Consider the following 12129-nt stretch of genomic DNA (forward strand, 5'->3'; position numbering starts at 1 on the left):
TGCGACATATTGTGCCTATTCGAAGCATTGACGTGCGAGGAGGGAGGATCTTATGGCCTTGCAGACGCAATCGCAGGATATAGAAAAAGATACGGCCGCGATTATTGATGTGCACGCACATCAGGAAGGGCCGCTCCTGCCAATCCTGCACGACGTGCAGGCGAAATTCGGCTACGTTCCCGAGGCTGCGCTGTTACAGATCGCAGATCGGTTGAACCTGAGCCGCGCTGAAGTTCATGGAACAATGAGTTTTTATCACGACTTTCGCACGGCGCCTGCGGGCCGCCGTGTGCTGAAAGTGTGCCGCGCTGAGGCCTGCCAGTCTATGGGTGGTGAGAAGCTGGCGGAAGATATTCAAAAAGACCTTGGCATCACATGGCATGAGACGACGCCTGATGGGAAGGTAACGCTGGAACCGGTCTTTTGTCTTGGGCTGTGCTCATGCGCTCCTGCTGCAATGATGGATGGCAATCTACACGCGCGCCTTGATGAAGCTGCTGTGTTGAAGCTGATTGAGGAGGTAAAGTAATGGGTGTTGTTCTTTACGTTCCTTGCGATGCTGCAGCGCTGGCGGTGGGCGCAGATCGCGTTGCGCAGACACTGGCAGAAGAGCTGCGCGCACGAAATGTGGATGCGAAGATCATCCGCAATGGGTCGCGCGGCATGCATTGGCTGGAGCCGCTGGTTGAGGTTGAAACCGAAAAGGGCCGGATTGCTTATGGTCCAGTAAGCCCGTCTGATGTTGCGGGTCTTCTGGATGCCGGTCTCATGGAAGGGGCGGACCATGCTTTGTGTCATGGCCTGACCAAAGAAATACCCTACCTCAAGCGACAGACGCGTTTAACCTTCTACCGTTGTGGCATCATCGATCCGTTGTCGCTAGAGCACTATAAGAAGAACAAGGGCCTTCTTGGCTTGCAGCGCGCGCTTAACATGACGCGTGCCGAGATCATTCAGACAGTGACTGATAGTGGCTTGCGTGGCCGCGGCGGGGCTGGGTTCCCGACCGGTATCAAATGGAACACTGTGCTCAAGGCAGAGGGCGATCAGAAGTACATTGTCTGTAATGCAGATGAGGGCGATAGTGGCACGTTCTCTGACCGAATGATTATGGAGGGCGATCCGTTCGTCCTTATTGAAGGGATGGCGATTGCCGGTATCGCGACGGGAGCGACCAAGGGGTATATCTACACCCGCTCTGAATATCCGCATGCGGTTGCTATCATGCAAGATGCGATTGAGATTGCGCGGGGGGCTGGAATTCTTGGCCGTTCGGTGATGGGCTCCTCCCATGCGTTTGACATGGAGGTGCGCGTTGGTGCGGGCGCTTATGTGTGCGGAGAGGAAACGTCGCTGCTCAACAGCTTGGAAGGTAAGCGCGGTGTTGTGCGGGCCAAGCCTCCACTTCCTGCCATTGAAGGTTTGTTTGGTTGCCCGACTGTGGTCAACAACGTGATGTCGCTGGCCTCTGTGCCGATTATTCTGGATAGGGGCGCGCGGTTTTATCGGGATTATGGCGTGGGCAACTCCCACGGAACCATTCCGATCCAGCTCACGGGGAACATCAAATACGGCGGTCTCTACGAGACAGCCTTTGGTCTGACGCTGAACGAGCTGATCTATGACATTGGCGGTGGCACCATGAGTGGCCGTCCAGTGAAGGCGGTTCAGGTTGGTGGGCCGCTTGGCGCATATTTCCCACCTTCACTGTTTGACACGGTCTTTGATTATGAAGCCTTTACCGAACGTAATGGTATGATCGGGCATGCTGGGATCGTGGTGTTCGACGATACGGTCGATATGCTCAAACAGGCACGGTTTGCCATGGAGTTTTGCGCTATCGAGAGCTGCGGCAAGTGTACGCCATGCCGTATCGGGTCTGTACGTGGTGTGGAAGTGTTGGACCGGATTGCCAGAGGAGATGAACCTGAGCAGCAAGTTGAGCTGCTGAGCGATCTTTGTGACACGATGAAAATGGGCTCGCTCTGCGCCCTTGGCGGATTTGTGCCTTATCCTGTGATGAGTTCTGTAACGCATTTTCCGCAGGACTTTCGTGTGAAGCCATTAACAGATGCTGCGGAGTGAACCTATGACGCTGATTAAAGAGAAAGACTACGGCACTCCCCAATCCAGCTCTGACAAGACGGTCACGCTCAATGTGGACGGGTTTGATGTGACGGTTCCTGAAGGGACGTCAGTGATGCGAGCATCTATGGAAGCTGGCATTCAAATTCCCAAGCTGTGCGCGACCGACATGGTTGATGCGTTCGGCTCCTGCCGGTTGTGTTTGGTGGAGATTGAGGGGCGCCGCGGCACGCCTGCTTCCTGTACCACTCTGGTGGAAGAGGGAATGAAGGTGCGCACCCAGACAGAGCGCCTCAAGGGGCTGCGTCGCGGGATTATGGAGCTTTACATTTCCGATCACCCTCTGGATTGTCTGACGTGTGCGGCCAACGGTGACTGCGAGTTGCAGGATATGGCCGGTGTGGTTGGCCTGCGCGAGGTGCGATATGAGGGTGACGGGCTGAACCACTTTAACAAGCGTGATGGTGGCGGTGAGGTGAATGCTTGCTGGATGCCAAAGGACGAGAGTAATCCCTATTTCACCTATGATCCTGCCAAGTGCATTGTGTGTTCGCGCTGTGTGCGGGCGTGCGAGGAGGTACAGGGAACCTTTGCGCTGACTATCTCGGGGCGCGGCTTTGACTCCCGTGTGACTGCCGGTATGGCGGAGAGCTTTCTTGACTCCGAGTGTGTGTCGTGTGGTGCCTGTGTGCAGGCGTGTCCGACAGCGACGCTTCAGGAAAAATCTGTCATCGATATAGGGCAGCCGGAACATTCTGTTGTAACGACTTGCGCTTATTGCGGTGTCGGGTGTTCGTTCAAGGCCGAGATGCGCGGTGACGAGCTGGTGCGCATGGTTCCTTACAAAGATGGTAAAGCTAACCGTGGTCATTCCTGCGTCAAGGGACGCTTTGCCTATGGTTATGCAGCGCACAACGACCGTATTCTGAACCCGATGGTGCGCGAGAGCATTGATGAGCCTTGGCGTGAAGTGTCGTGGGATGAGGCTTTGAGCTTTGCCGCTGACAAGATGAGGGGCCTTCAGCAGACCTATGGTAAAGAGTCTGTGGGGGTGATTACATCATCGCGCTGTACCAATGAGGAAACCTATCTGGTTCAAAAGCTGGCCCGTGCAGTGCTTGAGAATAACAATACGGACACCTGCGCGCGCGTGTGTCATTCTCCGACTGGTTATGGCCTTGGTCAGACTTTCGGCACCTCTGCTGGCACGCAGGACTTTGATAGTGTTGAACACTCTGATGTGGTTGTGGTCATCGGGGCGAACCCGACGGATGGTCACCCGGTGTTTGGTTCACGCCTGAAGAAGCGTCTGCGCCAAGGGGCGAAGCTGATTGTGATTGATCCGCGCCGAACCGATCTGGTGCGGTCGCCACATGTGGAAGCTTCACACCATCTGGCTTTGCGTCCGGGAACCAACGTTGCGATTGTAACTGCGCTGGCGCATGTGATTGTGACCGAGGGGCTGTTTGATGAGGCCTTTATTCGCGAGCGTTGTGACTGGGATGAGTTCCAAGACTATGTAGAGTTTGTGTCCGATCCGGCCAACAGTCCGGAAGCAACCGAATTGCTGACCGGTGTTCCGGCGGCGGAAGTGCGCGGCGCTGCGCGGCTTTATGCATGTGGCGGGAATGGTGCGATCTACTACGGGCTTGGGGTGACCGAGCACAGTCAAGGGTCGACCACCGTTATCGGCATTGCGAACCTTGCCATGCTGACCGGCAATATCGGTAAGGAAGGTGTGGGGGTTAATCCTCTGCGCGGTCAGAACAACGTGCAGGGATCCTGCGATATGGGATCGTTCCCGCATGAGCTGCCGGGGTATCGCCATGTGAAGAATGCTGGCGTGCGCGATATCTATGAGCAGCTATGGGGTGTGACCATCTCTGATGAGCCGGGCCTGCGGATTCCGAACATGCTGGATGCGGCTGTTGAGGGCACGTTCAAGGGCCTTTATGTGCAGGGCGAAGACATCTTGCAGTCCGACCCAGACACCAAGCACGTTGCGGCTGGTCTTGCTGCTATGGAATGTGTGATTGTTCATGACCTGTTTTTGAATGAGACCGCGAACTATGCGCATGTGTTCTTGCCGGGCTCTACCTTCCTTGAGAAGGACGGTACCTTCACCAATGCGGAGCGGCGTATCAACCGCGTGCGCAAGGTGATGGCACCGCGTAACGGTTATGCGGATTGGGAGGTGACCCAGCTGCTTGCCAATGCCATGGGTGCGGAGTGGAACTACACCCATCCTTCCCAAATTATGGATGAGATTGCGGCGACGACGCCAAGCTTTGCCAATGTGAGCTATGACCTTTTGGAAGAGCAGGGCTCTGTGCAGTGGCCTTGTAATGAGGCGAACCCGGTAGGAACGCCGACCATGCATATGGATGGGTTTGTTCGCGGAAAGGGCCGTTTCATCCGCACCGATTATGTGGCAACGGATGAGAAGACCGGACCACGGTTCCCACTGTTGCTGACCACGGGCCGCATTCTGAGCCAGTATAATGTGGGTGCGCAGACACGGCGTACGGACAACGTGATCTGGCATGAAGAGGATACGTTGGAGATCCATCCGCATGATGCTGAGGTACGCGGGATTAAGGACGGGGATTGGGTCAAGCTCATGAGCCGGTCCGGTGAAACCAGCTTGCGGGCGGATGTGACGGATCGTGTTTCGACCGGTGTTGTTTATACGACGTTCCACCATCCAACTACGCAGGCGAATGTGGTGACGACCGATTATTCTGATTGGGCGACGAACTGTCCTGAGTACAAGGTGACGGCAGTGCAGGTCTCTCTGTCCAACGGTCCGACCGAGTGGCAGGAAGAGTATCAGGAACAGACAGCACGGTCACGGCGGATTGAGGCTGCTGAGTAAGCGGAATTGACGCTGGGCTGCATGGGCGTTTTGTGTCTGTGTAGTTCGCGTTTTGGGGAATGGAACTTTTTACAGGGAGGAGAGCTGGAGCATGGCGCCGGAAAAGCTCACCTACATGGCAAACCAGATTGCAAACTTCTTCAAGCATAAGCCGCATGATGAAGCTGTTGCGGGCATTGCCAATCATATCAATGATTACTGGGAGCCGCGTATGCGGTTGCAGCTGTTTGATATCGTGAAGAATGGCGGAGAGGGGCTCAATCCGTTGGTGGTTGAAGCTGAACCTTCTATTCGCAGGCCCGCGCAATAAGTTATTGCTGAGCTTAGTAGGAGCGCTGCACGATGCTGGGAAGTCTCAGCGACGTGCGGCGCTTCCTTTGTCTTGTGGCTATTTCATCTTGGCCATGAAGGCGTGCACGGCTTCCAGATGTTCAGGTTCGTTGTGGCTCATGCCCTGGAAGCAGGCGGAGAGGTCGAGGAAGTCTTTTAGCTCCATGCGCTGGGCTGTTTTTAAGAGGCGCTTGGTGAGACGGGTGGCCTTTGGTGGCTGGGAGGCAAACTGAGCGGCCATCTTTTGGGCTTCTGCCATGAGTTCTTCCGGCTCGTAAACATCCAGAACAAGACCGTACTCCTTGGCTTGATGGGCGTCGATGACACGACCGGACAGTGTGAGTTCGGCGGCGCGTTGATAGCCGATCAAGCGTTGCATGAACCATGCACCACCGTCGCCGGGGATGATACCGAGATTGAGGAAGGTTTCGCCGAACTTCGCTTTGGTGGAGGCGAGGCGGATGTCGCACATGTTGGCGAGATCAAAACCTGCTCCAATAGCCGGACCGTTGACGGCTGCGATGATTGGCACTTCCACGTTTTGCAGGGCAAGTGGGATGCGTTGGATGCCACGGCGGTAGTGGTTCTCAACTTCAGCGACATTGCCAGCAAAATCACCGCCGCGCTCTGCCATATCCTTGATGTTTCCGCCGGAGGAAAAGGCTGAGCCTGCTCCGGTGATGAGGAGGACAGACACGTCCGGACAGGTGTTGACCCACTCTGCGGTTGCCACGATGTCGTCGATGAGAGCGGAGCCTGTCAGTGCGTTGCGCAGGTCGTGGCGGTTCATAGTCAGTGTCGCAACGCGGTTTTCGAGCGTTAGCGTGGCATCAGTGAGCTTTGGCAGGTCTGTCATTGCTTGTTATCCCTCCAGTAAGGTGCAGTGTTGCGCGAGATACTAGAGGGAAAACGGATGTGGGCAGAGATAGCTATTGGTTGAGTGGTGTAGGTTCCAGATGTCTGAGCTGCGTGTAGTCGTCCAGTCGATCTTTGCGGAAGGTGTAGGCGTCACGCACTTGAGCGAGCGTTGCGGTGCCCAGCTCGATGCTGGCGAAGTGTTCTGCCGTGTCCGGGAAGGTCGTGCGCGGGGTGTTCTCATCTGTCCAAGGCGGGCAGAAGGTAGAGTTGCCGAAGTTCTCGCCTGCGCGGTTGAGGCTGAGGAAGAAGACCTGATTTTCGAGCGCGCGGGTTACCACGAAGTCGTGCCAGCTGAAGAAGCTTTCATCACGGGCGTATGCTCCGCTGTGGAGGATCAGATCCACACCGTGTTGCAGGGCAAGGGTGCGGCTTAGTTCAGGAATGCGGATGTCGTAGCAGATGATCGGGGCCACTTTGACACCCTTGACTGAGAAGGAGAAGAGATGGTCGCCCTTCTCGAAATATTCCTTCTCCATTGATGCGCCGTACTGGCAGATGTGGAGTTTGTCGTAGTGGCCGATCACAGTTCCATCGGGTCCAACAGCGACCTGCGAGATTTTGAAGTGATCCTCGGTCCTGCACGGCATTCCGAAAACGATGGTGGTGTTATGTTGTTTCGCTAAGGCACCAAACGCTTTGACGGAGGGACCGTTTAGGTCCTCTGCAAGTTCACCGAGCGCGTTGAACGCTGCTCGGGAATAGTCGATGGTGGAAAGCTCAGGCAGGACGACCAGATCATGGGGCTTTGCTGTGAGTTCCTGATCCAGCTTGCTGATTACAGAATGCAGATGGGCGTCTCTTTCCTGCGCTGTGGTCATAGCAGGGATGTTGATCTGGCCAGCAAGGAGCCTGAGTTTCGTCATGGGATATTCCAGTAGTCGTGAATTATTGATCAGGCCAGTATTCGCCAAGTTCGTTGCGCCTGCGCTCCAGCCTTGAGATGTTGTCGATGGCGAGCTGTTCGCTGTCTGCCATAAGAAGGCCAAGGATCATTTCAACAAGCGCGGCGATGGCGACATAACTTTCGAAGAAATGCGGGCTTTGCGCGGATGTTAAGAGGAGGTCGGTTGAATAGGTGGCAAGTGGGGCTGTTCTGGTGTCCGTGATGCCAACTACTTTTGCTCCTGCTTCATAGGCAAGTTTTGCAACGCGCACTGTATCTGCCGCGCAAGGGGTGGGGGAGATCGCCACGACCACATCATCTGCGTTGATATGCTCGACCTGGTGTGCAAGTTCACCATTCTTGTGCGTGATGAGCTGCCAGTTGGGGAAGGATGTGGAGGCGACATAATGCAGGTAGTTTGCAAGAGAATGCGAGGCATGCATGCCTACGACGAACACCTTACGAGCTGTTGTGAGTGATAAGATGATTTGTTGAAGGTGTTGGCGATCAATGGTGTCAAAGAGGTGCGTTAAGCTGCCGAGCGTGGTGTTTTTGAAGCTTTGCAGGGAGGCCTCAATATCTGAGGTGCCGTTGGTGATCTGAAGTTCACCGGCTCTGGAGGAGTGGTTGGAGGAGAACTCCTCGATTGCACCACGGTACACATCACGCATGGCGTTGTAGGTTTCAAACTCCAGAGATTTTGCAAGCCGAGTCATCGTCGGGGGAGGGACGTCCGCACGGGCAGCAACCTGGCGCATGGACAATGTTGCAACATCCCCCGGATGCTCCAGAACATGGGCTGCGCTCTTCTTGAGTTGCTTGCTTAAGCTTGGATAGGCCTTCGTGAGCTGGCCAACCGTCTCCTGATAGCTTTTCGTCATAGTTTCCCCCTCCCAAACGAAACATGTTTCAAAATTTCTACATAAATGAATCAAATGTATCAAAGTTGCAGAAGTATCGATTCTTGGGCGCATCACTACAACTTTTGTTCTAGTCTTGATGAGCTCCAAGAGTCAGTATTTTGATATATCAGTGTCTTTTTTTGATTTGAAAAAATGTTGTTTCCAACCGATTTTCCTATTTCATTTTAATTTGAAAAGATTTCCGCCCAGAATATCTTCAAATTAAGTACATATGACTAGATCATAAGGTAACAAATGGTCAATAGTAAAAAAAATATGGATCATTTGAATTATATCTAGTATGTTTGTTGGGTTAGTAAAAGTATGGATACGGAACGAACTGCGCAAGATTGCCGGTTGTTCGCATCTATTCGGGCATTAGGGGACAAGCACTTACCGGGACATCACTCATCAACAACAATGAAAGATGTTTTTGGTCGCGGCCCCTGAGCTGTAGCAATCCAAAAAATAACTTGAGCGGCGTGATCTGACGCAGGTCGTCGTGCTGCGCGAGGCAAAGTGGGCCATCCGGGAGCTAATGATAAGGCAATTGATGCCTGTCTGGGTGGTCATTAGGGAGACAATAATGAACAAACCAAGCCTTAAATCTGTATCAAAGGGTTTCCGTCGCGCTCTGAGCGTGGGTGCAGCAAGTGCAGTGGCTTTGACACTGGCTTCTTCTGTGTACGCGGCAGACCTTCGTTTGAAGATTGCTGGTACAGTTCCTGTCGATCATGAAGGCACCAAGATGCTGAAGCAGATCGAGAAGGAAATTGAGGCTGCAGATGTTGGACTGAAAGTTTCTGTCTTCCCTGCAAGCCAGCTCGGTTCTGGTGAGTCTCTGGTTGAAGACACGATCCGCGGTAACGTGGACTTTGTGATGGCGTTCATCTACTCACACAAAGACCCTGTGCTCGACATCATGTCCATGCCTTACTTGTTCACCAGCTGGGACGATCTGGAAAACGTAATGTTGAACCCAGATTCTGAGTACAACAAGATCATCAACGAGCGTCTTGAAAATCTTGGTCTGAAGCTGTTCAACCACAACCCTGAAGGTTTTGTTGGCGTTGTTGCTAACAAGAAGCCTGAAGACTATGCAGGCTTTGGCGACAAGGGCATGAACATCCGCGTTTGGTCTTCTGCTGTTGTGAAAGACATGGCTGAAACCCTGGGCTACAACACCACCACCATGGCGTGGGGTGACATGTTCCCAGCTATGCAGTCCGGTATTGTTGACGGCACCCTGTGCTGCACCAAGCAGGCTGCTTACACCATCTTCGCAAAGTCCAACGTTGGTAAGTACTTCGTAGAATACAACGCGATTTCTGAAATCAACTCCTTCTACGGTTCCATGAAGACCTGGAACAAGATGAACGATGAGCAGAAAGCTGTTGTAACTGCTGCGTTTGACAAAGCTTCCAAGCAGTACTTCCAGTTCAACAAAGAGAACGATGCGAACTTCAAGCAGAAACTCGTAGACTCCGGTTATGAAGTGCTGAGCTTCACCCCTGAGCAGGAACAGGCTCTTGCGACCCGTGTTCGTGAAGAAGTATGGCCTGCAATGGCAGAAGTTGTTGGTCAGGACACCATTGACCGTCTGAAGAAAGACTTCCAGTAAGCCCTTCTATCTAAGGCCGACGCATATCCTGCGTCGGCCTTTTCTATGAGTTTCTTGTATTCATAACGAAGGGCATTCAGATGAGTATTCTGACAAGCGAACTTTCAAAGCCAGTGGCTAAGCCGCTGAACGGCCTGATTAAATTGATGAACTTCATGATTACAGCAGGCGGTGTAATCATGGCGCTCACATTCTTTTTCGTGGTGATCGTCCGTTATGGCTTTGGTGGCAACCTATTCGCCTATGAAGAATGGCTGATGACTGTCAGTTTTTGGATGTTCTTCATGGCTGCTGCTGTCGCCTCAGCACGCAAAGAGCATGTCAACGCAGACGTGCTCGGCTTCCTGATCAAGAACCCGCGCATCATCTGGTGGCGTGAAGTTCTTGTTGAGGTTATTGAGATCGGCGTTCTATCCGCCGTGACTTATTGGGGCTACCTGATGCTTCACGAGGAGCTTGCCTCCTATCCAATGTGGCAAACGACTGTTGCGTTGAAAATCCCGTTCTTTGTGCCGCGTCTTGGCATTTTCCTCGGCTTCCTGTTCATGACTCTGTTTGCTGTGCTGCACTTCTACCTGCTGCTCAGAAACGGCCCGAAATGGCCTGAGCGCGAGCCGCGCGAGGTTGCGGAAAAGGTCGAGCCTGAAGAAGAAAAAGTAACAGTACAAGGGGCAGCGCAATGATTATCGTAGGATCTATCGCAATTTTATGCGGCCTGCTGCTGCTGGGCGTGAGCGTTCATCTGGCGTTTGGCGCTATTCTGGTTTACCTCGCCTACATGGGCGGCCACGACGTGGCGGGCTATCTGCCAACCGGCCACTGGAAAATGAACTCCGTGGTGTTGCTGGCTATTCCGCTGTTCATTATCGCAGGCGGCATTATGGAGAAGGGCCGCATTGCTGCACCTCTTGTTGCGCTTGCCGAGCTGTTTATCGGTCATATCAAGGGCGGGCTGTCTGCTGCGACCGTGCTGGCTTCCGGTGTGTTCGGCTCCATTTCCGGCAGTGCGAATGCGACGCTGACCTGTATCGGTGGCATCATGATGCCGCATCTGCGCAGAGCAAACTATCCGCAGGGCCAGTCTGCTGCGCTTATCGTTAGTGCTGCACCGCTGGGTTTGCTGATCCCGCCGAGTGCTTCTCACATCTTGTATGCTTGGGTTGCTCAGCAGTCCGTGCTGCGTGCGTTCCTGTCCACGGTTATTCCGGGCCTGATCCTGATTACGCTTTTGATCATCGTGAACCAGATCATGCTGCGCAAGCACAAGGACATCAAGCTGGAGCAGCGTCCTGAGAACTTCAACTTTGAGTTCAAGAAGCGTGGCCTGAAGGCGTTCCCGGCGCTTATGATGCCGGTGATTATTCTTGGCGGCATCTACGGCGGTGTGATGACCCCGACTGAAGCTGCTGGTGTGGCTGTGATCTATGCAATCCCGGTTGCGATCTACATCTACCGTGGGCTCACCTGGAAGACCTTCCGTGAGACTGTGCTGAACTCCGGTATCACCATTGGTGTGGTGATGGCGATGATCTTCATGGTGCTGATCGTTAGTCGCTTCCTGATCTTTGAAGACATTCCGGCGATTGCAGAAGAGTTCGTCTATTCCGTTTCTGATGATCCAATCATGATCCTGCTAATGGTGAATCTGGTGATGATCATTATCGGTATGCTGATGGATGACATCTCCGGTATCTTGCTCTCAACACCGCTGTTGCTGCCGATCGTGCAGGGCGTTGGTATGGACCCGATTCACTTTGCAGCTGTTCTGGGTGTGAATCTGGGTATGGCGAACATTACGCCACCAACTGCGCCGCTGCTCTATCTGGGCTCCAAGGTGACAGATACATCGGTCGACAAGATGCTGAAGCCGACGTTGATGTTCATCTTTTTCGCGTGGCTGCCAACTTTGATCCTGACCACCTTCATTCCGCAGATGGCACTGTTCGTTCCGAACCTATTGCTGAACTAAACAGTTCGCGGAAAGTAACTTGAAAATTGATAAGGCGGGTGTCGGTGGCATCCGCCTTTTTTGATGAGCAGGTTCAGGTATCTGGTGTGCGTTGGTCTTCTTGCAGGGCTATGGAAGGTGCTGTTGGGGGTGCAGGATATCCCCATAAGCTACTCTGTTACTTCTGACTGGTAGTTCACTTGGGTTTGCTTGTGACCCCTCGTTTCTTATAGGTGTATTCTCGTTGTTCGCTCTAATAAGTGCTGGATGTTCTGTTGTTTGTTTCTGAAATTAAGTTTTTAACTGAGGGCTTTGGCGGGTTCTCAAGAAAACAACCTAAAATCTACCTCTGTAAATCATGGTATTATTTGTGACTGTGGGACCTATATTGATATAAATCGCAGTGCATGATTTGATTGCCTGACATTTTCTTCTTGTTTTTCCCATGAGTGAGATATCGGGGTGATGTGGCTCTTCAGCTGCAGTGCTTCTGGTTGTCTGCGGCTAATTGCGTTCCTTTGCGCGTCATCAGGCTGGCTTTTGGGGGGAAGTCATTGGGGTGTAGGC

At 53.2% G+C, this 12129-nt stretch carries 10 protein-coding genes; 7 read left to right on the plus strand and 3 right to left on the minus strand.

Annotation, left to right across the window (positions count from 1 at the left end):
- The first annotated feature begins 52 nt into the window (after positions 1-52).
- The 4 genes from IE076_RS20415 (at position 53) to IE076_RS20430 (ending at position 5270) form a co-directional block, all read left to right on the plus strand.
- Positions 53-529: a formate dehydrogenase subunit gamma gene (locus tag IE076_RS20415; RefSeq protein WP_189438647.1), complete on the plus strand. Its 477-nt coding sequence runs from the start codon at positions 53-55 to the stop codon at positions 527-529.
- Positions 529-2085: a formate dehydrogenase beta subunit gene (locus IE076_RS20420; protein ID WP_189438648.1), complete on the plus strand. Its 1557-nt coding sequence runs from the start codon at positions 529-531 to the stop codon at positions 2083-2085. Before IE076_RS20415 ends, IE076_RS20420 begins: the two co-directional genes overlap by 1 nt.
- A 4-nt stretch (positions 2086-2089) precedes the next feature.
- Positions 2090-4960 (plus strand): formate dehydrogenase subunit alpha, encoded by a 2871-nt coding sequence (gene fdhF, locus IE076_RS20425; protein WP_189438649.1) that lies wholly within the window; start codon positions 2090-2092, stop codon positions 4958-4960.
- A gap of 91 nt (positions 4961-5051) precedes the next feature.
- Positions 5052-5270, plus strand: a complete 219-nt coding sequence (locus tag IE076_RS20430; RefSeq protein WP_189438650.1) for a formate dehydrogenase subunit delta — start codon at positions 5052-5054, stop codon at positions 5268-5270.
- Positions 5271-5348: 78 nt separating this feature from the next.
- On the opposite strand, the gene IE076_RS20435 is transcribed toward IE076_RS20430, so the two are convergent.
- The 3 genes from IE076_RS20435 to IE076_RS20445 form a co-directional block, all read right to left on the minus strand.
- The gene (locus IE076_RS20435) at positions 5349-6146 is read right to left on the minus strand and encodes an enoyl-CoA hydratase-related protein (RefSeq protein WP_189438651.1); all 798 of its coding nucleotides are present in this window, start codon (positions 6144-6146) and stop codon (positions 5349-5351) included.
- Positions 6147-6219: 73 nt separating this feature from the next.
- Positions 6220-7071, minus strand: coding sequence for a carbon-nitrogen hydrolase family protein (locus tag IE076_RS20440; protein WP_189438652.1), 852 nt, complete (start codon positions 7069-7071; stop codon positions 6220-6222).
- Positions 7072-7093: 22 nt separating this feature from the next.
- Positions 7094-7972: a MurR/RpiR family transcriptional regulator gene (locus IE076_RS20445; RefSeq protein WP_189438653.1), complete on the minus strand. Its 879-nt coding sequence runs from the start codon at positions 7970-7972 to the stop codon at positions 7094-7096.
- Between the two features lie 607 nt (positions 7973-8579).
- Here IE076_RS20445 and dctP point away from each other — a divergent pair.
- The 3 genes from dctP (at position 8580) to IE076_RS20460 (ending at position 11583) form a co-directional block, all read left to right on the plus strand.
- A complete protein-coding gene (gene dctP / locus IE076_RS20450) occupies positions 8580-9614 on the plus strand; it encodes a TRAP transporter substrate-binding protein DctP (RefSeq protein WP_189438654.1) in 1035 nt (344 codons plus the stop codon).
- An 80-nt stretch (positions 9615-9694) separates the two neighbouring features.
- On the plus strand, positions 9695-10297 hold the full coding sequence (locus tag IE076_RS20455; RefSeq protein WP_189438655.1) for a TRAP transporter small permease: 603 nt from the start codon (positions 9695-9697) through the stop codon (positions 10295-10297).
- The gene (locus tag IE076_RS20460; protein ID WP_189438656.1) at positions 10294-11583 is read left to right on the plus strand and encodes a TRAP transporter large permease; all 1290 of its coding nucleotides are present in this window, start codon (positions 10294-10296) and stop codon (positions 11581-11583) included. The genes IE076_RS20455 and IE076_RS20460 overlap by 4 nt, the downstream gene beginning before the upstream one ends.
- The last annotated feature ends 546 nt before the right edge of the window (positions 11584-12129 follow it).

Origin of the sequence: Pseudovibrio japonicus (assembly GCF_014651595.1) — a bacterium.
Lineage (GTDB): Bacteria > Pseudomonadota > Alphaproteobacteria > Rhizobiales > Stappiaceae > Pseudovibrio > Pseudovibrio japonicus.

What these genes read in the sequence shown, in the direction of transcription:
- IE076_RS20415 (WP_189438647.1), top strand. Translation starts at nt 53, where the DNA reads ATGGCCTTGCAGACGCAATCGCAGGATATAGAAAAAGATACGGCCGCG.
- IE076_RS20420 (WP_189438648.1), top strand. Translation starts at nt 529, where the DNA reads ATGGGTGTTGTTCTTTACGTTCCTTGCGATGCTGCAGCGCTGGCGGTG.
- fdhF (WP_189438649.1), top strand. Translation starts at nt 2,090, where the DNA reads ATGACGCTGATTAAAGAGAAAGACTACGGCACTCCCCAATCCAGCTCT.
- IE076_RS20430 (WP_189438650.1), top strand. Translation starts at nt 5,052, where the DNA reads ATGGCGCCGGAAAAGCTCACCTACATGGCAAACCAGATTGCAAACTTC.
- IE076_RS20435 (WP_189438651.1), bottom strand. Translation starts at nt 6,146, where the DNA reads ATGACAGACCTGCCAAAGCTCACTGATGCCACGCTAACGCTCGAAAAC.
- IE076_RS20440 (WP_189438652.1), bottom strand. Translation starts at nt 7,071, where the DNA reads ATGACGAAACTCAGGCTCCTTGCTGGCCAGATCAACATCCCTGCTATG.
- IE076_RS20445 (WP_189438653.1), bottom strand. Translation starts at nt 7,972, where the DNA reads ATGACGAAAAGCTATCAGGAGACGGTTGGCCAGCTCACGAAGGCCTAT.
- dctP (WP_189438654.1), top strand. Translation starts at nt 8,580, where the DNA reads ATGAACAAACCAAGCCTTAAATCTGTATCAAAGGGTTTCCGTCGCGCT.
- IE076_RS20455 (WP_189438655.1), top strand. Translation starts at nt 9,695, where the DNA reads ATGAGTATTCTGACAAGCGAACTTTCAAAGCCAGTGGCTAAGCCGCTG.
- IE076_RS20460 (WP_189438656.1), top strand. Translation starts at nt 10,294, where the DNA reads ATGATTATCGTAGGATCTATCGCAATTTTATGCGGCCTGCTGCTGCTG.